The 20,498-nt window shown below is 69.0% G+C and carries 19 protein-coding genes and 1 pseudogene; 8 read left to right on the top strand and 12 right to left on the bottom strand.

Annotation, left to right across the window (positions count from 1 at the left end; all coding sequences use genetic code 11):
- Window positions 1-56: 56 nt before the first annotated feature.
- From NR810_RS20220 to NR810_RS20205, 4 genes are all read right to left on the bottom strand, one after another.
- A complete protein-coding gene (locus tag NR810_RS20220) occupies window positions 57-224 on the bottom strand; it encodes a hypothetical protein (RefSeq protein ID WP_257454686.1) in 168 nt (55 codons plus the stop codon).
- 92 nt (window positions 225-316) lie between these two features.
- Window positions 317-895 carry a HesA/MoeB/ThiF family protein gene (locus NR810_RS20215; protein ID WP_257454684.1) on the bottom strand — a complete coding sequence of 193 codons (579 nt, stop codon included), beginning with the start codon at window positions 893-895 and terminating at the stop codon, window positions 317-319.
- Between the two features lie 12 nt (window positions 896-907).
- A complete protein-coding gene (locus tag NR810_RS20210; protein ID WP_257454683.1) occupies window positions 908-1,153 on the bottom strand; it encodes a hypothetical protein in 246 nt (81 codons plus the stop codon).
- A gap of 65 nt (window positions 1,154-1,218) precedes the next feature.
- On the bottom strand, window positions 1,219-2,166 hold the full coding sequence (locus NR810_RS20205; protein WP_407653801.1) for a DUF1684 domain-containing protein: 948 nt from the start codon (window positions 2,164-2,166) through the stop codon (window positions 1,219-1,221).
- Between the two features lie 160 nt (window positions 2,167-2,326).
- Between NR810_RS20205 and NR810_RS20200 the strand changes: the two genes are divergently transcribed.
- Window positions 2,327-4,075, top strand: coding sequence for a DUF6311 domain-containing protein (locus NR810_RS20200; protein WP_257454681.1), 1,749 nt, complete (start codon window positions 2,327-2,329; stop codon window positions 4,073-4,075).
- Window positions 4,076-4,091: 16 nt separating this feature from the next.
- Here the strand turns inward: NR810_RS20200 and NR810_RS20195 are convergent, their stop codons facing one another.
- Together NR810_RS20195 and NR810_RS20190 are read right to left on the bottom strand one after the other, a co-directional pair.
- Window positions 4,092-4,598: a hypothetical protein gene (locus tag NR810_RS20195; RefSeq protein ID WP_257454680.1), complete on the bottom strand. Its 507-nt coding sequence runs from the start codon at window positions 4,596-4,598 to the stop codon at window positions 4,092-4,094.
- Between the two features lie 114 nt (window positions 4,599-4,712).
- Window positions 4,713-4,928, bottom strand: coding sequence for a DUF2905 domain-containing protein (locus NR810_RS20190; protein ID WP_257454678.1), 216 nt, complete (start codon window positions 4,926-4,928; stop codon window positions 4,713-4,715).
- Between the two features lie 195 nt (window positions 4,929-5,123).
- Between NR810_RS20190 and NR810_RS20185 the strand changes: the two genes are divergently transcribed.
- Window positions 5,124-5,786 (top strand): DUF2231 domain-containing protein, encoded by a 663-nt coding sequence (locus NR810_RS20185; RefSeq protein WP_257454677.1) that lies wholly within the window; start codon window positions 5,124-5,126, stop codon window positions 5,784-5,786.
- Between the two features lie 23 nt (window positions 5,787-5,809).
- Here the strand turns inward: NR810_RS20185 and NR810_RS20180 are convergent, their stop codons facing one another.
- The gene (locus NR810_RS20180; RefSeq protein WP_257454675.1) at window positions 5,810-6,073 is read right to left on the bottom strand and encodes a hypothetical protein; all 264 of its coding nucleotides are present in this window, start codon (window positions 6,071-6,073) and stop codon (window positions 5,810-5,812) included.
- 270 nt (window positions 6,074-6,343) lie between these two features.
- Here NR810_RS20180 and NR810_RS20175 point away from each other — a divergent pair, with 270 nt between their 5' ends.
- The 3 genes and pseudogenes from NR810_RS20175 to NR810_RS20165 all read left to right on the top strand — a co-directional run bounded on the left by NR810_RS20175 (window position 6,344) and on the right by NR810_RS20165 (window position 8,902).
- Complete coding sequence (locus tag NR810_RS20175) at window positions 6,344-6,913, top strand: DUF2378 family protein (RefSeq protein WP_257454673.1); 570 nt, start codon at window positions 6,344-6,346, stop codon at window positions 6,911-6,913.
- Between the two features lie 84 nt (window positions 6,914-6,997).
- Window positions 6,998-7,987 (top strand): annotated as a pseudogene (gene sitA5, locus NR810_RS20170) (SitA5 family polymorphic toxin); the annotation flags it as partial.
- Between the two features lie 354 nt (window positions 7,988-8,341).
- Window positions 8,342-8,902 (top strand): hypothetical protein, encoded by a 561-nt coding sequence (locus NR810_RS20165; protein ID WP_257454671.1) that lies wholly within the window; start codon window positions 8,342-8,344, stop codon window positions 8,900-8,902.
- 37 nt (window positions 8,903-8,939) lie between these two features.
- Here NR810_RS20165 and NR810_RS20160 read toward each other — a convergent pair whose 3' ends face one another.
- The 4 genes from NR810_RS20160 to NR810_RS20145 all read right to left on the bottom strand — a co-directional run bounded on the left by NR810_RS20160 (window position 8,940) and on the right by NR810_RS20145 (window position 15,089).
- Complete coding sequence (locus NR810_RS20160) at window positions 8,940-9,293, bottom strand: hypothetical protein (protein WP_257454670.1); 354 nt, start codon at window positions 9,291-9,293, stop codon at window positions 8,940-8,942.
- A gap of 46 nt (window positions 9,294-9,339) precedes the next feature.
- Window positions 9,340-10,260 (bottom strand): hypothetical protein, encoded by a 921-nt coding sequence (locus NR810_RS20155; protein WP_257454668.1) that lies wholly within the window; start codon window positions 10,258-10,260, stop codon window positions 9,340-9,342.
- Between the two features lie 16 nt (window positions 10,261-10,276).
- Complete coding sequence (locus NR810_RS20150) at window positions 10,277-12,049, bottom strand: VWA domain-containing protein (protein ID WP_257454667.1); 1,773 nt, start codon at window positions 12,047-12,049, stop codon at window positions 10,277-10,279.
- Between the two features lie 61 nt (window positions 12,050-12,110).
- Entirely contained in the window at window positions 12,111-15,089 is a 2,979-nt protein-coding gene (locus tag NR810_RS20145; RefSeq protein WP_257454666.1) for a hybrid sensor histidine kinase/response regulator, read from the bottom strand.
- A 260-nt stretch (window positions 15,090-15,349) separates the two neighbouring features.
- On the opposite strand from NR810_RS20145, the gene NR810_RS20140 reads away from it, so the two are divergent.
- The 3 genes from NR810_RS20140 to NR810_RS20130 are packed head-to-tail and all read left to right on the top strand — an operon-like array spanning window position 15,350 to window position 19,607.
- Window positions 15,350-17,641: an ATP-binding protein gene (locus tag NR810_RS20140; RefSeq protein WP_257454665.1), complete on the top strand. Its 2,292-nt coding sequence runs from the start codon at window positions 15,350-15,352 to the stop codon at window positions 17,639-17,641.
- On the top strand, window positions 17,638-18,093 hold the full coding sequence (locus NR810_RS20135) for a response regulator (protein WP_257454664.1): 456 nt from the start codon (window positions 17,638-17,640) through the stop codon (window positions 18,091-18,093). The genes NR810_RS20140 and NR810_RS20135 overlap by 4 nt, the downstream gene beginning before the upstream one ends.
- The gene (locus NR810_RS20130; RefSeq protein WP_257454663.1) at window positions 18,090-19,607 is read left to right on the top strand and encodes a sensor histidine kinase; all 1,518 of its coding nucleotides are present in this window, start codon (window positions 18,090-18,092) and stop codon (window positions 19,605-19,607) included. The genes NR810_RS20135 and NR810_RS20130 overlap by 4 nt, the downstream gene beginning before the upstream one ends.
- Before the next feature lie 24 nt (window positions 19,608-19,631).
- On the opposite strand, the gene NR810_RS20125 is transcribed toward NR810_RS20130, so the two are convergent.
- A complete protein-coding gene (locus tag NR810_RS20125; RefSeq protein ID WP_257454662.1) occupies window positions 19,632-20,459 on the bottom strand; it encodes a hypothetical protein in 828 nt (275 codons plus the stop codon).
- Between the last annotated feature and the right edge of the window lie 39 nt (window positions 20,460-20,498).

Raw genomic sequence — 20,498 nt, 5'->3', positions numbered from 1 at the left:
GAATGAAACGGCGCGCACCTCGGACGGACGGTGCGCGCCAGGGCCCTGCGGGCTGACTACTCGACGACGCAGCAGCCGTCGTTCGCCTCCTCACAGCAGGCCAGGGTGGTGTTGGGGGGCATCATCACGGAGGGCTTGGCCGTCTCACCACGTCCACCCTGGATGCGGGCGAGGTCCTGCACGAACAGCTCCTTGATCTTCTTGGTCTTCTTCTCGTTGGCCATGGTGTCGTTTCCTGGGTTGGTTGGTGTACGAGCCGAATCGGACCCCCCGACCGGCGGGTACACGATACCTCGTTCACTTCCCAACTCTCCACTCAGGAAGCGGTGGGCGTCACCGCCACGAGGCTCACCATGGCGTCGCGGCGGGCGCCGTGTTGGACGAAGTCCTGCACGACTCGCGCGAGCGTGGCTCCGAGCTGACCGATGAGGGGCAGGTGGGCGCCTCCCTCACACGTGGCCTGTCCCACGGTGTCCTCGGCGTCGGGGACGAAGCGCTCGTCCCAGCGCACCAGCCCGAAGGTGCCGTCGGCCGCCAGCGCCCCGTGCACCAGCGGCTTGCCCGCGCTGCGGGCGAAGCCGCTCAACAGCAGGCGGCTCTCCTGGTTGTCGAAGCAGTCGACGAGCAGATCCGCGCTCCCGCACAGCGCCGCCACGTTGTCGCGCGTCACCCGCACGCCGAAGGACTCGGCCTTCACGCCGTGCAGGTTGAGCAGCTGGAGCTTCAGCGCCTCGGCCTTGTTCTTCCCCACCGAGGGCTTCACGAAGGCCTGCGCGAGCAGGTTCTTCGACTCCACGCGGTCGAAGTCGATGAAGACGAGCGTGGCCTCCAGGTTGCGGCACAGCACCGCCGCCGTGGAGCCGATGGCACCCACCCCGCAGAAGATGATGCGCATGGGGTGCCCTCCTCACGCCCCGAAGGGCACCTTGGGCCGCAGGTAGATGCGCTCCTCGCCCCGGGGGCCGCGGAACCGGTCCACCACGTAGTGGTTGAAGGCGTCCTCGCGCAGGTGGGCGATGTGCAGCCCCGGCGCCCCGCCCGAGCGCACCACCTCCACGGCGATGCGCCGCACGTCCACGTCCGACACGTGGCCGTCCAGCTCCAGGGGCAGGTCCGAGGACAGGCCGTTGTAGGTGATGTTCAGCGTCGCCATGTCACGCCTCCTTGCGCACGGGGTCGCGCGCGGGGAGGACGTGCCGGTGGCGGTGTTCCTGACGCTCAGTGGTCGCCGTAGCGCTTCTCGCCGGCCTCCACGCGCACCTTCAGCCGGTTCTGCGGCGGAGGCAGCGGGCACGTCGCATAGGGCGAGAAGGCGCACGGGGGGTTGTAGGCCCGGTTGAAGTCGAGCACCACCTTCCCGTCCTTCGGCGCGTCCGCGTACAGGAAGCGGCCCGCTCCGTATGACTCCGTGCGGTTGGTCGGGTCCGCGAAGATGATGAAGAGCTTGTCCTCGCCGGGCTCCTGCACCGGGTCCAACCGGTACTCCTGGCCGTTCACCGTGAAGACGATCGTCCCCGGCGAGCTCATCTCATCCACCGTTCCGAGCACCGTGGGCACCGACATCTTCCGCGGCGTGGTGGCCGGCTCGAAGCGGCCCTCGACGCGCCAGGCGGCGTTCACGGGCCAGGTGGGGATGCCGTGGAACTGCTTGCGCGCTTGCGCCTCCGTGTCCTTCACCCGGATGCCGATGTGCTCGCCCCGGCGGATGGCGAAGAAGCGCAGCGTGCCCAGGGAGAGCACGTCCGGCTGCTGGCCATTGGCATCGGTGCGCAGCTCGCCTCCGGTGAAGGGCTGGCCGGACCGGGTGAGGGGAATGCCCGGCTGGACGGCCAACGTCACCTTGCCGCCCTTGAGCGTGAGGGTGCCGATGCGCTCCGGCGTCCCCGCGGGGAAGACCAGGTCGTTCTCCGCGGCCGAGCCGAAGCGGTTGTCTCCCTCCTTGAGCCAGTGCAGCCCCACCAGGGTGAGCCAGCCGTCCTCGGACGTGAGGTTCGCGACCCGCTTCTGGTGCCAGGCACGGGTCTCCGCCTCGAGGTCGAACGGTTTCGTCTCGGCGGGTTTCGTTTCGGCGGGCTTCGTCATGGAGGACTTTCCAGGGGGGCGGGCGGCGAGCGCGGGAGCCGCGAACGCAAGCGTGCAGAAGGGAAGCAGACGAGCAATTCGCATGGGGCGGACCATGGCAAGCCCCTCCGGTTCCGTCCACCGCTCCTTGAGCGGGCATCCGGGTAGGGCGCCGTGCTACCCACCCCTGGTGGCGGGGAGGCGAGACGTTCGCCCCCTCCTTCCGGTAAGGGTGGGGGTGATGCGGAACGCAGGCGCAGTGGCGATGAGCGCATGGAAGCGGGGGCGGGAGTACGTGGCCGCGGTGCTGGCCGGAGCCTTCGGCGTGTTCTGGTTCATCCAGGGCCATGGGGATCGTGCGCTCAATCCCCGCGAGGTGGATTGGTTGATGGTGGGTGACTGGTCCACGCACCTGGTGGGCTGGCTCTTCTTCCGCAACGAGCCGCTGCTCCAGTTCCCCCTCGGCGCCGTGCCCGGCCTGGCCCACCCGCTCGGGACGACGGTGGGCTTCACGGACTCCACTCCCCTGGTGGCCCTGCTCCTGCGGCCCTTCGCCGCGGTGCTGCCGTTTCCCTTCCAGTACGTGGGGCCCTGGCTCGCGCTGTGCTTCTTCCTCCAGGGCTTCGTGGGCACCCGGTTGACGGCGCTGTTCACTTCCCACCGGGTCGCGCAACTGCTGGGAGGGATGCTCTTCGCGCTCGCGCCCGTGCTGATGTGGCGCCTGGGCCACGAGAGCCTCTGCGCGCATTGGCTCGTCCTCGGGCTGCTCTGGGTGAACCTGCGCGACTGGCCGGACGCGCCAGCGGCGCGGCGCGCCGTGGCGGTGACCTTCCTCCTGGTGGGCTTGAGCGCCACCATCCACCCCTACCTGTCGGCCATGGCGCTGGCGCTCGGCGCGGCGGCGTTGCTGCGGCTGCGCCTGGTGGACCGGGTGCTCTCCTGGCGAGGGCTGGGGCTCGGCCTGGGGGGGCTCGTCGTGCTCCTGTCAGGCCTCTTCTGGGTGCTCGGCTACCTGGGCACGAGCACTCCGGCCGGCATCGAGGGCTTTGGCGACGTCTCGTCCGACCTGCTCACGCTCATCAACCCCATGGACTGGTCCCGGCTGCTGCCCACCCTGGGCACGGCGCGTGGCCAGTACGAGGGGTTCGGTTACCTGGGCGCGGGGGTCCTGCTCCTGCTGGTGCTGGGAGGCGGCTCCGCGCTCGTGCTCCGGTTGATGCGGCGCTCGGAGGGGACTGCCCTCTCGTGGAAGCGCGCGGTGCCCCTGGCGGTGTGCTGCCTGCTGCTGGGCGTGTATGCGCTCTCCGCGCGCGTCACGCTCGCCGGACGGCCGGTGTTGGACTTGAGCGGGCTCTACCAGCCGGTGATGCGCCTCGTGGAGCCGTTCCGCTCCTCGGGGCGCTTCATCTGGCCGCTGCATTACGCGCTGCTGACGGGGGGCCTCGCGCTCGTGCTGGGCGCGTGGCGCCGCCGGCCCTGGGTGGGCATCGGTCTGCTCGCTCTCGCGGTGGGCGTGCAGGTGTTCGATCTCGGCCGCGCCGTGGCCCAGGAGCGTTTCCAGAGCCAGGCCTGGAACAGCTTGAACCCCGCCGCGTGGAAGCGGATGAAGGGCGACTACCGGCACCTCGTGCTGTTCCCGCCGCAGCTGCACGACGGGAATGGCCGGGGCTGTCCGTACCCCGGGCCCGGAGCGCCCTTCAGCCCCATGTTCGCGTACCAGGCGGCGGCGCTGGGAATGACCTTCAACAGCGCGTACCTGGCGCGTGTGGATCCGGCGCTGGCGCGGGCCTACTGCACCGCGCTCCAGCAGGAGGCCGGGCGCGGCGAGTTCCAACCCGACACCGTCTACGTGGTGCACCCCTCGTACCTGACGCCCTTCCTGCGCCATCCGGAGGCGGTGGTGTGCGGCGAGCTCGATGGCCACGCGGTGTGCGTCTCCTCCCAGAAGGAGAGCGTGTTCCGCCGGTTGCTCGAGGCGCGGCGCATCCAGGCCCCTCCGCTCGCCAGCCCGTGAGGAGGGGGGAGGGCGTCTAGCGGCGTCCGGTGGCCCGCTTCACGGTGCGCTTGGCGGCGGCGACGGTACGCCGGGCGGCGGTCTTCGCCGTGGGGCGCTTGGCGGCGGGGCTCTTGCCGGCGGCACGCTTGGCGAGGGTCTTCTGGGCCGGTCCCGCCTTCTTGGTGGGGCCCCTCTTCTGCGAGGCCGAGGGCTTGCGGCCGCCGACCTTGGGCTCGGTCTTCCAGCCCGCCTTCTCACGGAAGCTGCTGGCCTCGCCCGCGCGCGTGTTCTTGCGGGCCGCCGCGGCCCGCTTGGTGCTGGTGGGCGCCGGAGCCTTCTTCTCCGGCTTGCGCCTGGCGACGGTGCGGCCCTTCCTGGCCGGCCCGGGGGGTCCCGACTTGCCCATCTTGCGCCGGCCACCGGGCTGGCCCGTGGGAGTCACCGAGGCGGGGGCCTGGTCGGGCGGGTTGGCGGTGGGGGCTATCATCTCGGCCGTGTTCTGCTGTTCGGCCTCCTGGGGCGGGCGCGATTCGATCGACATGCGGTGCTCCTCCTTGAGGTGAGCGGGTGCAAGCCTAGTCACTGCGGGTCCGCACCCAAGCGTCGTCCTGGATGGAGTGAACTCCACCCGACGAATGCGTAAGCATCGCGAGCGTCAGAGGAACCGGCGCACCACGAAGGAGATCAGGCTCAACAGCACGGAGAGCAGCAGCATCGAGACCAGCGGGAAGTAGACGCGGGTGTGTTCGCCCTCCCAGCGCACGTCACCCGGCAGCCGGCCGAACCAGGACAGCGCGCCCGAGTACACCAGCAGCCCGATGACGACGAGGCCGAGCCCCGCCAGCACCAGCATCAACCCCGTCGATTTCATCGTGTCCTCCCGAGGACTCGCCTCTGGTGGCCGGTGGTCTGTCCACGCCCGCCCTCCCTGGCAATGGGGGTGCTTCCTCGTCCGCCCCTCCCCGGAGGTGTCTCTTCGCCTGGGGGTGGGGCATCCAGGAGTCCGGCGGGGCGGGTTGTCCGCCGATCGTCTCGCCCCAAGGTTTCGAAGACGAGGAGGAATTCCATGGAGACTCGCGTACACGAGCTGCACCCGACATTGATCCACGCGCCGCTGGCGCTGCTGCCGTCCACGGTCGTCGTCGACCTGGCGGCGGCGCTCACCGGCGATCGGAGGCTGGACAAGGCCGCCCGGACGCTGTGGTGGACCACGGCGGCGAGTGGATTGCTGGCGGGCGTGGCCGGGATGGCCGCCTCGCAGGAGGTGAAGGTCGAGGAGCGGCACACCCGGGACATGATGTTCCTCCATGGGCTCGGCAACGTGACCATCGTGCTGGGGGCGTTCGGGGTCGCCGTGTGGCGCGCGAGCCACCGGGCCTCGCTGCTCTCCAACATCCTGGGCCTGGGCGCGTTCGCCTTCGCCTCCTACACCGGCTGGCTGGGCGGCGAGATGGTGTACTCGCACGGCGTGGGGGTGAAGGACCTGACCATGAAGGGCGAGGAGCTCGACCAGCGCAGCCCGCGATTGATTTCGCGCCAGGCCCCCGCGCGGATCCTGCGCGACGCGGTGAAGGGCCTCGGTTGGCTGCTGGGCCGCGCCCGCATGGTCTTCGCGGGCCGCGAGCAGTTGGACCCCAGCGCGTTCGGCGTGAAGTCCATCGAACAGAAGTTCGAGCAACAGCCGTTGGCCGGGCAGGGAGACACCCGACCCGAGCTCCGTCCGGTGTAGCACGACGTTTCGTCGAAGCCCGCTCAGCGGCCGTCCTGCTCCAGGGCGTGCCGCAGGGCGAGGACCATCCGCCGGACGGCATAGCCCTCGAAGTCCTCCACTGGATCCAGGCTCGAGGGGAAGACCTCGAGCAGGCTGTCCAGGTAGCGAAGGGCTGGGGGGTTCGCGCCAGGCGCATCCCCGGGACCCTGCTTCGAGGCCAGTGTCTCCTCCAACAGGAAGGCCCCCGCCACGAGACTTTGCCAGCGATCCGTACGTCCACTGTCCTCGGGATGATCCGCGCTCACGGACTCCACTCTAGTCCATGCGCCTCGAAGAGCTCTGCGGTGAACTGTCCCATGTCGACTTCTGGTGAGCGCGCGCGGTGCCCCCTTCTGGGCCCCGTGGAGTCCCGATATGGCTGCCCGGAGGGCGGACAGGCAATCGCTCAGGGTTCGAACGGAGCCGCATGGTGGGCACGTACCTTGTCCGGGGCGAGTGCGCGCGCTGACCGGATGCCCGATGGCTGCGGCTGGGGGGCGGCGATAGACTTACGAGTGATGGACACGAGAGACGCCATGCTGCGCCGCATCGCCCTGGCACCACCCGAGGCGAGAACCCAGGCGCAGTTCCTCACTTCCGCCCTGTCCTATGTCGAGGAGCGACTGGGACCCGGGGCCGTCGAGGAGGTCCGGGCCGTGGCTCCATCGTTGGAGGGAGGCGCGGCCTTCAACCTTCCCGTCGCCGAGCAGCTGCGCGTCATGGATGCGGCGGTGGGGGCCGTCGAGCGTCAACTCGGCATCTCCTATGCGGTGGCGATGGAGGAGTTGGGCGTGTTCTCCGGGCGCAGGTTCGTCGCGTCCGCGCTCGGCCGGGCCATGTGGAAGTTCCCGGGCGGGGACATGCAGCAGATCCTGGCGGCGACGACGGCCTCGGCCAGGGCCGCGACCAGCCATGGCGAGCGTGCGTACGAGAAGCTGGGTGCCAACTCCGCCCGGCTCCTCTTCAAGAAGGAAGTGACGGGGCCGGCGTGGATCCGCGGCATGTACCGGGAATTGATCCGCTCGGTGGCCGGATTCGAGCCGACCGCCATCCTGACGGACTACCGGGACCCTGGAGCGGACTTCAACCTGGTCTACACCTGGTAGCAAGCGTCAACCCGGCTCCTGTCGGACCCATCGGGTATCCCATCGGGCTGGCTACCCATCGGGGTAACCACCCGGGAGGATCCCATGAAGCCAGTCTGGACGGCGGTGCTGCTGGTTCTCCTCTCCGGGTGTGGTACCTCTTCCCGGGTCGTTCGGCTGGACACGGGCGGAACTGACACCCTCGTCTTCATTCCACGCACCGGCGCCGGGCCGGTGAGCTTGAACGGTGACGAGCTCAAGGCCGCCGTGGCGAAACAGGCCCGGGAGATTCGGCCTCCTGCCCGGCCCCAGGATGCCGCCCGGCGGTTGTTCGAGGTGGATGCTCGCAGCGGTTCGTATCTGTACGGCACACGCGGTCGCGTCATCACTCCGCTTGGGCCAGGCGAACACCTGGAGGGTGAGTCGCCAGCGGCGGAGGTGGAGTTGACGCGCGCCTACCTGCGCTGGTGCGCGCGTACCGGTAGACCAGGAGACTGTCTGCGCCTTCTGGCGGAAAGCCCCACCATTACAGGGGATGGCCGTTTCGCCCTGGCCATGGCCCTGGCTCAGGGCGCCGTGCTGGACGAGATGCTGGAAGCGTTCAAGGACATGGCCGACCCCCATGCCATGGTGGCGGCGGTGTTCTGGACGTGGACCACGTACATGGTCCTCCTCGCGCTGCCGGAGCCATTTTCCAAGGGGCTCGCCGCGGTGATGACGGCGACCCTCATCGCCTACGTGGGCGTCGATACCTTCTGGGGCCTGCTCGTGGGCTTCAAGCGGCTCATGGAGGAGGCGGACCGGGCCCTCTCGTTCACGGAGCTGCGCGAAGCAGGGGAGCGCTACGGCAAGGTGATGGGCCGAAACGCGGCGCGTGCTTTCGCCTTGCTGGCCACGGTGGCCATCGGCAACACGGCGGCGGGGCTGTCGGCGAAGGTTCCGCAACTACCCGGTGTGGCGCGGGCGGCGGCCCAGGCGGAAGCGCAAGTGGGTATCCGTCTGGTGGCCGTGGGGGAGGTGGAGACGGTCGCCGTGAGCGCCGAGTCCGTCACCCTCGTGCTCGCTCCCAATGCGGTCGCCATGTCGGCTGGTGGAGACCCGGCGAATGGAGGGGAGCTCCAGTGGGACAATTGGAAGAGTCAACGTACGTTCGGACACACCTTCTCGCGGCATGGCCATGGTTTGAAGAACACGAACAATCTTCGCGGACGTGCGGCCGGTACCGGAACGCCTCAAGGGCAGTGGATCGATAATGAGGCTGCTGCCCGTTACCTCAAGGACGTTCGCTCGGGTCTTGAAGGTCCCGCGGTCATCCCGATTCCCGAGGGAATGGGACAGGTCATCATGCCTGATGGGAGTATTCTTCCTGTTCGCCACGCTCTTGTCGTGCCCACGGTGAGAGGAGGCATCGAAACCGCTTATCCGGTGCCTGGTCCAAGGTGAGAGTGCATGTTCGAATTGACCCTCCAGCTTCATCCCAGTGCACTTGCGACGGCCCAGCCCGGACAAACGGGCGATGAGTACGAGCTGGAAACCGCTGAGGCACAGCTCATGGCGGCCTGCGAGCTCATCGCGGACGCCAATGTGGCTGACTTCCGGCTTGCCTGTTGTGGGGAACATCCATGGCCAGTCGATGTGCGCACGGATTTCTCCGTGTTCCTCGAGCAGCTCCAAGGGCTGCTTCAAGCGCTCCTCGATGGGTCCCCCTCTTTCCAGCTGCGGATGTACGAGCAGGGGATTGAAACCGTTCTGGCATTCACACGCGCGGAGAGCATGCTTCGAGTGCGTTGCGAGCCGCTCATCGCTGGAGGCGAAAATCGCTTTGGAGGGCGCGACGAGATGCTCGGTGTGAAGGAGTTGGTACTCGCCTTGGATGGCGCGCTTGCCGCCTTTTTCAAATGCTGCGAGCGGGTATGTCCACAACTCCTCACGCTCAGAGCGCTGAAGGACTGGCGGAAGCTTGTCGAGCATCAGGTAGTGCAATTGCTGAGTGTGATGCCTCGGCCGTGATGCCAGTACGGCCCTGGCATGTGGCCACGAGTCTGGGTCAATGCGCCATCCCGGACTCCGCCCGCAGGCGCGAGGCCCATTCGGGCTCCTCGGTGATGCGCACGTCCTCGCCTCCCTCGCGTACGACCATCCCCGTGGGCGCCACCACCGAGAAACGCACGGGACGGCCGAGTGCCTCGGTGAGTGCCGCCATCGTCGTCTCGTCCTCGGCGCTGAATCCCAAGGGTCCCACCGGATGGCTGTGAGCGATCTCCTCCAACTCGTCGCGCAGCCGCCAGATGGCCTCCCAACGCGCGCGGGAGTCCGGCATCCAGATGGGACTGTCCGACGCATCGCTCCACAGCACCGTCCCGTTACGGCCGATGAGCAGGCAGACCTCTCGCTGTCTCATGGGTAGACCCTCACCCCCGCCCCTCTCCCAGGGGGAGAGGGGAGTCTCATGCGTGCCGGGTGATGACCAGCACGTCGTCCTGGATGGCCTCGCGGATGACCGAGGGCAGGCTCTCCAGTGTCACCTGACGATCCGATCCCGCGAGGCAGATTCCCGCATCCACCACCTGCAGCGTCTCCGTCTCCACGATGCTGATGAAGCGCTCGTCCATGAAGCCGAACGTCACCTCGAGCCGCTCGTTGCCCAGCCGCCGCGTGGCCAGCAGCCGCGCTCCCGCTGATTCCAGTGCCCGCTCCACCCGCGACACTCCCTGGGTCTGCCGCTCCGGGTGACGAGGTTGGCCGCGCAGCCGCGTCTCCATCTCCCGCACGTGGGCCTCTCGCCCGGCGGCCAGCCTCCGCAAGCAGGCTTCGGCCGCGGGCCGGCCTTGCTCGGCCACGGACAGAACCTGGCCACGTACCTCGGCGGGAGCGAAGCGGATGCCGAGCGCGCCCGAGACGCCCTCCAACACCGCGTAGCCGAATGCCGCCCGCAGCGAGGCCGGCACGGCCTTCACCTCCGCGAGCGTCCGGCCTTCCTCCACCATGAGCCGCGCGGTGCCCTCGGCCTCGCCCTCGAACTCGAGCCCCTCGAAGACGAGCGTCCCGTCATGCCAGCGCCGGGCCCGCATGGGCGAGAAGCGCGGTGGCTCCTCCTCGGGGAGCAACTGCACCCTCTCGGCCACCGCGCCCTCGCGCACCAGCCGCGAGCCCCACAGGTGGCCACGGACGAGCGGGAGCCCGTCGAGTCCCTGAGGCTCGGCCGGCTCCCGCGCGGTGGCGGTGCGCCCCTGCACGTCGAAGCGCCACCAGCCCGGAGCGGGCGGCGTGGACACGCGGAGGCGCCGCGAGGCCGCGTCGACGGTGGCACCGCCGAAGTAGGGCAGTACCTCCGACTCCACCTTCCCGAGGAACTTCCGGTAGTCCACGACACCCACTCCTCTCTCACGCCACCTTCAACAGCGGCGTGCGCATCACCCGCTCGACCCAGCCGGACTGGGTGGCCCCGGCCGCCTTCGGCGCGTCCAACAGCGCCTTGAGCACCCGGGGGACCTGGTACGGGTCATCGAACTGGTCCACCGACACCTCACTGAACGGCACCTGGAGCTGTCCCGCGCACGTGCGCACGGTGCTGCCCCGGTTGGCGTTGCTGGCCACGCTCACCAGCATCGCCAGCGCGGCCACGCTGTAGCCGCACTCGCGGAAGGCCCGGGCGAGCTGATCACCCGACTCACCGGCCTCGTCACCCACGACGATGACGATGAGCTTCGCCTCCTCCGGTACCCGCACTCCCGCCCGGTGCAGCGCCTGCACACCGGCCGCGTGCGCGGTACCCCCCGCCGCCTTGATGCCCTTCAGCATGTGCTGCACCGCCGTCCGGCTGGCCGCCTTGGGCGTGAGCACCGTGCCCATCGTGTCGAACGTCGCGATGTGCAGCTTCTCCAGCGGGAAGCCCGCGAGGATGCGCGACAGCGCCTCCTTGGACTGCTCGATGGCACCCTCCATGGAGCCGGACTTGTCGATGAGGAACATCACCCGCACGTCCGTCTCCGCCACCGCCTCCGCCACCGCCGCCTTCGCCGCGTTGTCGCTCGCCTCCTCCAGCTTCGCCTTCAGCTCCTGGCTGCGGACGTTCTTCACGATGTGGAGCGCCCGCTGGTCGGTCGCCGCCCGCACCGCCTTCTCCCAGCGCGCGCGGATGGTGGAGTCCGACAGCAACCCCAACTCCTCGAGCGTGGGCGTCAGCATGCGCAAGTCCCTGTCCGACAACGAGGGCAGGAGCGCCGCCATGATGGCCGGCGTCAGGCCCACGTCCTTCGGCAGCCGGCCCACCACCTCCTTGTAGGAGAGGCGATCCAGCTCGATCCGCTCGCAGATCTCCGCCTCCGAGAGCCCGTCGAAGCGCTCCCGCTTGAGGAGGGTGAGTCCCTCCAGGCCCACCGTGCGGTGGCCCGCGTCCGCCTGCTTCTGCTTCCAGCCGAGCACCTCGAAGAAGGCCTGCGTCACCGGCTTGTAGCCGGCCTTGCGGGCGATCCTCTTCAGCGTCTCCTTGTAGCCGGCCTTCACCAGGCCCTGGAGCATGGGCAGGTTCTGCTCACGCACGCGCAGCCAGCGGGTCGCCACGCTCTTCCACCGGCCGAGGGGCGGCTTGCGGGACGCGGGGTCGCCGAAGCCGGCCTCGCGGTTGAGGCGGGCGATCTCCGGAGTCTCGAGCAGCTCGGCCACCCGCAGCACCGCCTTGGGCGTGAGCATGCGCGTGGACTTGCGCTCGTAGTGGAGGACCATGGCCTCGCCAATGGCGCGGAAGTCGTCGTCGTGGAACGCGATGGTGCCGTCGTCGTCGCGGACGGGCTGCCCGGAGTGGCTCTGCACGAGCATCAGCGCGCACGTGGCCACCTTGAGATCACGCCAGTCCGTCTGCGTGAGCGCGTAGGACGCGAAGTGCGCCATCAGGTCCGTGTTGAGCTGGTAGATGTGGAGCAGCTGGCGGTAGAGCTTCACCGCCGCGGGCACGAAGAGGCCGGGCTCGACCGGGGTGCCGCGGCGGACGAGGTCCGCGCTGGCGCCCTGGGCCGGGTACCAGACGCCGTTCACGTCCAGGCCCGGGCGGTTGTGCCACAGGTGCGCGGAGCCTCCGAGCACCAGGTCCAGGAGCTTCTCCGCCGGGCCGCGCTGGGCCTCGGGGAGCGTGGGGGTGGTCGGGTTGTTGTGGGTCATGTGCCCCTCCGGAAGTTCTGCCCGGAGGGACGCGGCGGCCCGCTCTTCCTGACGGACCGCCTCAATTCGGAGCCGTGCCGGCTCCTCCCCCACGGCAATGGCGCGGCAGCTGGATGTGGAAGGTCGCGCCACCGCCCGGGGTGTCCTCGACGCGGATGGCCCCCTGGTGGGCCTCCACCACCTGCCGGGTCACCCAGAGGCCCAGCCCCAGGCCGCCGAAGTTCTTCACGGAGACGGCCCGCTCGAAGCGCTCGAAGATGCGCGCCCGGTCGGCTGGGGGGATTCCGATGCCATGGTCCACGACGCTCAGCACCGCTGCACCGCTGCCGTCCGACCGCAAGGAGACCTCCACGGGCCGTCCCTGGCCGAACTTCAAGGCATTGGACAGCAGGTGGTGGACCACCTGCTCCATGCGGTCGCGGTCGAAGCACCCCGTCAGGGGCGACTCGAGGTGCACGTTCAGCGGTGTCCCCTGGCGCTGGGCCTCCTCCTCGCTGGCCGCCACCACCTCGCCGACGAGTGTCGCCAGGTCCACCCGTTCGGGCTCCAGTTGCAGGCGGCCCGTCGTGAGTTGCGACACGTCCAGCAGCGTCTCGATGAGCCTCGCCAGCCGCCGGACGGAGCGGCGTGCCACGTCCAGCCGCTCGCCGACGCTGGGGTGGGAGACATGTCTCAACCCCCGCTCGATGGCGTTGAGGTTGAGCTGGAACGAGGTGAGCGGGGTCTTCAGCTCGTGGGAGGCGACGGAGAGGAAGTCATCGCGTGCGCGCACCGCCTCCATGAGGCTCTCCACCTGGGCCCGCTCCCGGGCCACCTCCTGGCGCATGCGCACCAGTTCGAAGCGCGTCCTCACCCGGGCCAGCAACTCGCGGGCAGAGAAGGGCTTGACGAGATAGTCATCCGCTCCAGAAGCGAGCCCCTCGAGGGTGGCCTCCTCGCCCGCGCGGGCGGACAACAGGAGGATGGGCAGATCCTTCGTATGCGGGGCGGCCCGGAGCGCGCGCAGCAGCCCCACGCCGTCCAGCCTCGGCATCATCACGTCCGAGAGGACGAGGTCCGGAGGGTGGGCCAGCGCGGACTCCAGGGCCGCCTGCCCGTCGGCCACCGCCTCCACCTCGAATTCGGAGGACAGCACCCGGCGGATGTAGTCCCGCATGTCCGCGTTGTCGTCGGCGAGCAGCACGCGGCCGCGGGGGGTGCTCCCCGTCTTGGCGGAAGTGTCCGGACGCGGTGCGTGCGGCCCGGGAGCCTCCTCGCCGGACCACCGCGAGGCCTCCTGGATGTAGGGGGCCGGGCCGGTCGTGGTGGCCTCCAGGGTCCGAGGAGCGCGGATGCGCTCGGGAGGCAGGTGCGCGGCGTCGAAGGGGAGCTCGACGGTGAACGTCGTCCCCTGGCCCTCGGTGCTGTCCACGCGCACGGTGCCCCCGTGCAGCTCCACCAGCTCCCGCACCAACGCCAGCCCGATGCCCGTGCCCTCATGCGTCCGGGAGCGGGTGTCCCTCACCCGGTGGAAGCGCTCGAAGATGCGCGGCAGCTCCGCGGCGGCGATGCCCGTTCCGGTGTCCTTCACTTCGAGGACGGCCCGCCCGTTCCGCTCCCGGGTGCGGACGGAGATCTCCCCCTCGAAGGTGAACTTGAAGGCGTTGGAGACGAGGTTGAGGACGATCTTCTCCCACGAGTCCCGATCCAGGTAGACGGGCCGCGACAGGGGCGGGCAGTCCACGGTGAGCTTCAATCCCGCTCGTTCCACCGTCGAGCGGAAGCTGCTCGCGAGATCCGCCGTCAGCGCGGAGAGCTCCTGGGGCGCGTAGCTGGCTTCGATCCGCCCGGCCTCCAGGCGGGAGAAGTCGAGCAGCGTGTTGACGAGCCGCAACAACCGCCCCGCGTTGCGGTGGAGCACCTCGAGCTCGGACCGGGCCGCCTCCGGCAGTGCTCCCGCGCTCCCCGCGAGCAGATGCTCCACGGGTCCCAGCATCAGCGTCAGCGGCGTGCGGAACTCGTGGCTGATGTTGCTGAAGAAGGTCGTCTTGGCGCGATCGAGCTCCGCCAGGGCCTCGGCGCGCTGGCGCTCCTCCTCGTAGGCCCGGGCGTTGCGCAGTGCCACCGATACCTGGCTCGCCAGCAGCTCGCAGAAGGAGCGGTACCCCTCGTCGAGCGCGCGGTTGGGGCTCAGCCCCACCACCAGCACTCCGAGCGGGGCCGTCTGCCCGGAGGAGGCAATGGGCATCACCAGCGCCGAGCGGACCGGGTCCTTCCACGGGCCTCCCGTCAGCGTGACACGGCGCTCGACATCCTCCAGCAGGATCGTCTCGCCAGCCGCCGCGCTCTTCAGGCTCCAGATGCGGTCGCCCTCCTTCTCCACATCCACCGAGGCCGGGCTCGAGGGGTCGTCCTCTCCCAATCCGATGGCGCCCTGGCGTGTGAACGTCCTGCCGTCCGGGCCGCGGAGGTAGATGTGAGCGAAGGGCACGTCCAGGGGGTGTCCGGAGATGGCGGCGGCGACATCGCGGCAGGTCTTCTCGACGCTCCGGGTCTCCGACGCCCGGGAGGCCAGGTCCCGCAGCAGCCGCGTCCGCCGCTCGGCCAACACCTGCTGGGTCACCTCGCTGCAGACGGCGAGCATGCCGACGATCCGCCCCTCGTCGTCCTCGGCGGGGGCATGGGAGACGCTGAAGTAGGCCTCCTCCCGGTATCCGGAGCGCTCCATGAGGAGCATCAGGGCGGGCGTCCAGTTCGCCACCCCGGTGGTCATCACCTGATGGATCATCGGGCCGAGCGTGTCCCACGACGCGGCGAGGGTGATCCGGATGTCCAGGCCGAGCGCCGCCGGGTGTCCGTCGCCGATCAGCTTCGAGTAGGCATCGTTGTAGAACTGGGTGAAGGACGGACCCCAGGTGAGCACCATGGGGTAGCTCGACGAGAGCAGTGTCCGGACGAGCGCCTTGAGGCTCTGGGGCCAGGTCTCCACCGGTCCAACGGGGGTGGAGGCCCAGTCGTGCTCGCGGGTGCGCGCGTGCATCTCACTGAGACCGATGAACATTTGTCGCGATGTCGGTGTCCGAGTTGAGGTTCTATCGGGCCTGTTTCCGATGAGTCCCATACCAGGGGGATGGACGGGGACCGACACGACCTTCTTCACTCTCCACCAGAGCCTCCAACCGGTGCTCGAAGTTGAACATTCGGCCAGCGAGGGGCTGGCTGGACGCAAGCTGAGAGGGCAGGGGGGGCTCCACTCTGCTCTAAGGAGGCGGCGGCCCGGCCGGACGGGTGGCATGTGGCTCTCGTGTGGAGGACGAGTTGATGAGGACGGATGCAGCCGGGCCCGGTCAGGCGGTGGATCTGACCAACTGTGACAAGGAGCCCATCCACATTCCGGGAGGCATCCAACCTCATGGGGTGCTGCTGGTCCTTCAGGAGCCCACGCTGACGATCCGCCAGGTCAGCGAGAATGCCCAGGTGCTGCTCGGCGTCCCGGCCCAGGCCCTGCTGGGGACCGCGCTCGAGGCACTCCTGCCGACGTCCCAGGCCGACAGCGTCCGCGCGAGCCTCCTCTCGGAGCGGCTCGCGGACAACAACCCGCTCAAGCTCTCCCTCCAGGCCCATGGCCAGGAGCGCTTCTTCAATGGCATCGCGCACCGGCACAAGGGCCGGCTCATCCTCGAGCTCGAGCCCGCGACCGAACAGGAGGCGCTGCCCTTCTTCGGCTTCTACCACCAGGCGCGCGGCTCCATGTCACGCCTGCGTGACGCCAGGGACCTGCGCGCCCTGTGCGAGGAGGCCGTGCGGGAGGTGCGCCGGCTCACCGGCTTCGACCGCGTCATCATCTATCGCTTCGACGCGGACTGGAACGGCCAGGTGCTCGCCGAGGACCGGGTGGAGAAAGCCGATCCGTACCTGGGCCTGCACTTCCCCGCCTCGGACATCCCCCGCCAGGCGCGCGAGCTCTACACCCTCAACTGGCTGCGCATCATCCCGACCGTCGACTACGTCCCCGCGCGCATGCTCGGGCTGCCAGAGGAGGCGGCGCTCGGACCGCTCGACATGTCCTTCTGCGTGCTGCGCAGCGTGTCGCCCATCCACCTCGAGTACCTGCACAACATGGGGGCGTTCGCCTCGATGAGCATCTCGCTCCTCGAGCAGGGGCGCCTCTGGGGCCTCATCTCCTGCACGCACGTGTCCGGCCCCAAGTACGTCCCCTACGAGGTGCGCACGGCGTGTGAGTTCGTCGGCGAGTTCATGTCCTCGTTCCTCTCCACCAAGGAGGGCCAGGAGGACTACGACCAGCGCCTGCGGACCAGGTCCGTCCAGGCCCGGCTGCTGGAGCGCATGACGCGCAACCTCGACTTCGCCGAGGGGCTCTGCCATCCACCTCCGGAGCTGCTCGAGCTCACGGGCGCCAGTGGCGCGGCCGTCTACTTCAACGGCAAGACGACCATCGTCGGCGCCGCTCCCTCGGACGAGCAGCTCCAGAGCCTCATCCGCTGGCTGGGCGAGCGGCCGGAGCAACGGGAGGTGTTCACCACCACGTTTCTCTCGCGGGACTACCCCGAGGCGGAGGGCTTCAAGGACGTCGCGGCCGGCCTCATCGCCGCTCCCATGTCCCGGGGCCGGCACAACTACGTCCTGTGGTTCCGCCCCGAGGTGGTGCAGACGGTGGAGTGGGGCGGCAACCCGAACAAGCCGGTGGACCTGCGTGACGACCAGCTCCGGCTCCACCCGCGCAAGTCCTTCGCCCTCTGGCAGGAGACGGTGCGCGGCAAGTCCCTGCCCTGGAAGGACTACGAGGTGGAGGCGGCGGAGGAGCTGCGCAGGAACATCATCGACATCGTCCTGCAGCGCAGCGAGGAGCTGCTCAAGCTCAACACGGAGCTGGAGCGCAGCAACGTGGAGCTGGACTCCTTCGCCTATGCCGCCGGACATGATCTCAAGGAGCCGCTCCGGGGCATCCACAACTACACCAGCCTGGTCCTGCGGGAGGAGGGCGGTGGCCTCAACCCCACCAACCAGAAGCGCATGGACACGGTGGTGCGGCTCACGCAGCGCATGGAGAGCCTCATCAACTCGCTCCTGCATTACTCGCAGGTGGGCCGCACCGAGCTCTCCCTCCGGGAGACGGATCTCAACGAGGTCCTCTCATCGGTGCTGGAGTTGATGAAGCCGCGCATCGACGAGGCCCAGGTGGAGGTCCGCGTCCCCAGCCCCCTGCCGCCCGCGCGGTGCGATCGGGTGCGGATGGCCGAGGTCTTCACCAACCTCCTCACCAACGCCATCAAGTACAACGACAAGGAGAAGCGGTGGGTGGAGATCGGCTCCGCGAGCACGCCCGACGGGGCCACCGCCTACTACGTGCGTGACAACGGAATCGGCATCAAGCCCGAGTACCACGACACCGTCTTCCGCATCTTCAAGCGGCTGCACGGACGCGACAAGTTCGGCGGTGGCACCGGCACGGGGCTGACGATCGTCAAGCGCCTCATCGAGCGGCACAACGGCCGCATCTGGCTGGAGTCCCAACCGGGCGTGGGCACCACCTTCTTCTTCACCCTCGGCGGTGAGCAGACGGAGCCCGTCGCCACGGAGGATGGGACGTGAAACGCGCTTCGCCCATCCTCGTGGTGGAGGACAACGACGAGGACTTCGACATGCTCCAGATGACCTTCCAGCGCGAGTCCATCCCCAACCCCCTCTATCGCTGCACGGAGGGCGAGGAGGCGCTCGAGTTCCTCCACCAGACTGGCCGCTACGCGGATCCGGAGAAGGCGCCCTGGCCGGGTCTCATCCTCCTGGATCTGAACCTCGCTGGCCTGGACGGCAGGCAGGTGCTCGAGCATGTCAAGAATGACCCACGCCTCAAGAGCATCCCCGTCTTAGTGTTCTCCACCTCGGGCAACCCAAAGGACGTGCAGAGCGCATATGCGCACGGCGCGAGTGGTTACCTCCTCAAGCCGGTGGATCTGCCGAGGTTCGAGAGAATGATTCGACTCTTCAAGGACTTCTGGCTGGACCACATCGTCCTCCCTGAAGGGGAGGGCACCCGGAGATGAGTGCTCGCGTCGTGACGTTGCTCCTCCTGGAGGACAGTCCAGAGGATCGGCACGTGTTCCGGACGTACCTGGAGCAGACCGGGGAGTACACCTTCCGCTTCCTGGAAGAAGAGGACGTGGACAAGGCCTTCGAGCTCTGCGCGCGCGAGTCGGTGGATTGCGTCCTCCTCGACTACGAGCTGCCAGGCCTCAGCGGACTGGACTTCCTCCGCCGGCTGCGGGCCGAGGAGGGGTACCTCCGCCCGCCCGTCGTGATGCTGACCGGGCGAGGGAACGAGCGGATCGCGGTCGAGGCGCTCATGAGCGGGGTGTCCGACTACCTGGTGAAGTCGGAGGTGACGCCCGAGAGCCTCTTCCGCGCGGTCCGCAACGCGGTGGAGAAGGAGGACATCCGCAAGCGCTTCGCCGAGCAGCGCACGCGGGCCGGGCTCGCGGAGGAGCGGCTCCAGCTCGTCCTGGAGGTGCTGAACCACGGAGATGCGCTGTTCGTCCTCGACAAGGACTTCCGCATCCTCTTCGTCAACAGCAGCCAGGAGCGCCTCTCCGGAGTACCTCGCACCAAGAGCCTGGATCGCAAGCTCTGGGACGTCTGGCCCGCGGCCGCGGACCCGAACAGAAAGTATTGGCTCGAGTACAACCGGGCCATGCGCGAGCGGGTGCCGGTGCATTTCGAGGAGTACTTCCCGCCCCGGAACATCTGGACGGACGTCAGCGTCTACCCCACGCGCGACGGGGGCATCGCCGTCTTCTACCGGGACATCAGCGAGAAGAAGCGGAGCGAGGAGGCCGCCCGGGCCGAGGAGCGGCGGCGCGCCGACTTCGAGCAGCAGCTCATCGGCATCGTCAGCCACGATCTGCGCAACCCCATCACGGCCATCTCCCTGGGAGTGGCGAGCCTGCTGCGCCGCGAGGACATGGCCGAGCGCGCCCTCAAGACGCTCGTGCGCATCCAGTCCTCGGCCGAGCGCGCCAGCCGGATGATCCGCGACCTGCTCGACTTCACGAAGGCCCGGCTGGGGGGTGGCATCTCCCTCTATCGGATGCCCATGGAGCTGCACCACCTCACCCGGACCGTGGTGGAGGAGACCCGGATGTCCTTCCCCGAGCGCGAGGTGCGGCTCGAGGCGTCCGGTGATGGGCAGGGAGAGTGGGACTCGGACAGGGTGGCGCAGATCCTCACCAACCTCATCACCAACGCCTTGAAGTACAGCCCGCCGGAGACCCCAGTCCTGGTGCGGACGCTCGGGGACGCCGAGAGCGTGGTGCTGGAGGTCCACAACCAGGGGCTTCCCATTCCGCTCACCGTCCTCTCACACCTCTTCGAGCCCATGCGGCGGGGAACGAGCCAGGCGGACTCCGTGGGCCGCAGCATCGGCCTCGGGCTCTTCATCGTGGACCACATCGTCCGGGCGCACGGCGGCACCATCGACGTGCGGTCCACCGAGTCCGATGGCACCACCTTCGGTGTGCGGCTGCCGCGCAGTCCTCCCGAGCACACGAGGCTGCGCAACTGACGGGCGCACACCGGGGGACTGGACCTACTTCGCCGGCTCCGGCGCCGGCTCCGAGGGCAGCACGAAGCTCGTGACGAGCAGCGCGCCCGAGACCCCGGCGAAGATGCCCGAGACCGTGAGCCGGGTATTGGCCTTGTCCCGGATCGCCCTCGCCTGGTCGTAGGTCCAGGAGGAGACGCCCGGGGAGCGCTCGCTCTGGAGCCGCGCGACCTGGGACAACCCCAGCACCAGGAAGGTGACGGCCGCCGCCCCGGCGACCCCGGCCCCTATCCGGGTGATGTGCACGGGCGTGGGCCTCAGGCCGAGTCCGGTCAGACCGGGAGCCTGGGTCCCGGAGGGCGAGAGGTTCGGCGCCCTGGGGGTGTCCGATGACAGGGAGTCCTCTCCCGTGAGGGTCTTCTTGATCTCCTGGCTGGCGCTCTGGAAGGCCAGGTCCAGCTCCGTGGGACGAAGGGCGGACGCGGTGTAGCTGCGTTTGAAGATGGTCTGACCCTCCTGGGTGTCCTGCAGGGTGATGCGCATGGGCAGATCATCGAAGACCTTGCTCGAGTCGATGACCACCACCGCCGCCACGCCGAGCTCGCGTCCCAGCTTCGCGAAGCACTCGGGTTTGCCCTGGCAGGACTCCGGGGCGCGCTGCTCACCGAGCCTGGAGGTCACCTCGAGCGCGTCCATCGCCACCGGCACGTTGGCGTCCCGCAGGGCCTTCGAGAGCCGATCCGCCAGGGTGACGGCCTCGATGGGCGTGAGGCCCTCGTAGCGGGAGACCATCACCACCAGCCCTTTCGCCTCGATCTCGTCCGCCAGGGCGGGGGTCTGCGCGACGAGCAACGCCAACACCAGGGGAAACATACGGCCTCATGGTGGCACACGTCGGTCCCGGGGGCGAGG

The organism is Archangium lipolyticum (genome assembly GCF_024623785.1).
In the GTDB taxonomy this organism is placed as follows: Bacteria; Myxococcota; Myxococcia; order Myxococcales; family Myxococcaceae; genus Archangium; species Archangium lipolyticum.
The sequence above is the reverse complement of the archived record's forward strand: the minus strand, read 5'-3'. Positions and strand labels throughout refer to the sequence as shown.

Excerpts from the sequence above, each read along its gene's own strand:
- NR810_RS20220 (WP_257454686.1), bottom strand. The coding sequence starts at position 224 with ATGGCCAACGAGAAGAAGACCAAGAAGATCAAGGAGCTGTTCGTGCAG.
- NR810_RS20215 (WP_257454684.1), bottom strand. The coding sequence starts at position 895 with ATGCGCATCATCTTCTGCGGGGTGGGTGCCATCGGCTCCACGGCGGCG.
- NR810_RS20210 (WP_257454683.1), bottom strand. The coding sequence starts at position 1,153 with ATGGCGACGCTGAACATCACCTACAACGGCCTGTCCTCGGACCTGCCC.
- NR810_RS20205 (WP_407653801.1), bottom strand. The coding sequence starts at position 2,166 with ATGCGAATTGCTCGTCTGCTTCCCTTCTGCACGCTTGCGTTCGCGGCT.
- NR810_RS20200 (WP_257454681.1), top strand. The coding sequence starts at position 2,327 with ATGAGCGCATGGAAGCGGGGGCGGGAGTACGTGGCCGCGGTGCTGGCC.
- NR810_RS20195 (WP_257454680.1), bottom strand. The coding sequence starts at position 4,598 with ATGTCGATCGAATCGCGCCCGCCCCAGGAGGCCGAACAGCAGAACACG.
- NR810_RS20190 (WP_257454678.1), bottom strand. The coding sequence starts at position 4,928 with ATGAAATCGACGGGGTTGATGCTGGTGCTGGCGGGGCTCGGCCTCGTC.
- NR810_RS20185 (WP_257454677.1), top strand. The coding sequence starts at position 5,124 with ATGGAGACTCGCGTACACGAGCTGCACCCGACATTGATCCACGCGCCG.
- NR810_RS20175 (WP_257454673.1), top strand. The coding sequence starts at position 6,344 with ATGCTGCGCCGCATCGCCCTGGCACCACCCGAGGCGAGAACCCAGGCG.
- NR810_RS20165 (WP_257454671.1), top strand. The coding sequence starts at position 8,342 with ATGTTCGAATTGACCCTCCAGCTTCATCCCAGTGCACTTGCGACGGCC.
- NR810_RS20160 (WP_257454670.1), bottom strand. The coding sequence starts at position 9,293 with ATGAGACAGCGAGAGGTCTGCCTGCTCATCGGCCGTAACGGGACGGTG.
- NR810_RS20150 (WP_257454667.1), bottom strand. The coding sequence starts at position 12,049 with ATGACCCACAACAACCCGACCACCCCCACGCTCCCCGAGGCCCAGCGC.
- NR810_RS20145 (WP_257454666.1), bottom strand. The coding sequence starts at position 15,089 with ATGTTCATCGGTCTCAGTGAGATGCACGCGCGCACCCGCGAGCACGAC.
- NR810_RS20140 (WP_257454665.1), top strand. The coding sequence starts at position 15,350 with ATGAGGACGGATGCAGCCGGGCCCGGTCAGGCGGTGGATCTGACCAAC.
- NR810_RS20130 (WP_257454663.1), top strand. The coding sequence starts at position 18,090 with ATGAGTGCTCGCGTCGTGACGTTGCTCCTCCTGGAGGACAGTCCAGAG.
- NR810_RS20125 (WP_257454662.1), bottom strand. The coding sequence starts at position 20,459 with ATGTTTCCCCTGGTGTTGGCGTTGCTCGTCGCGCAGACCCCCGCCCTG.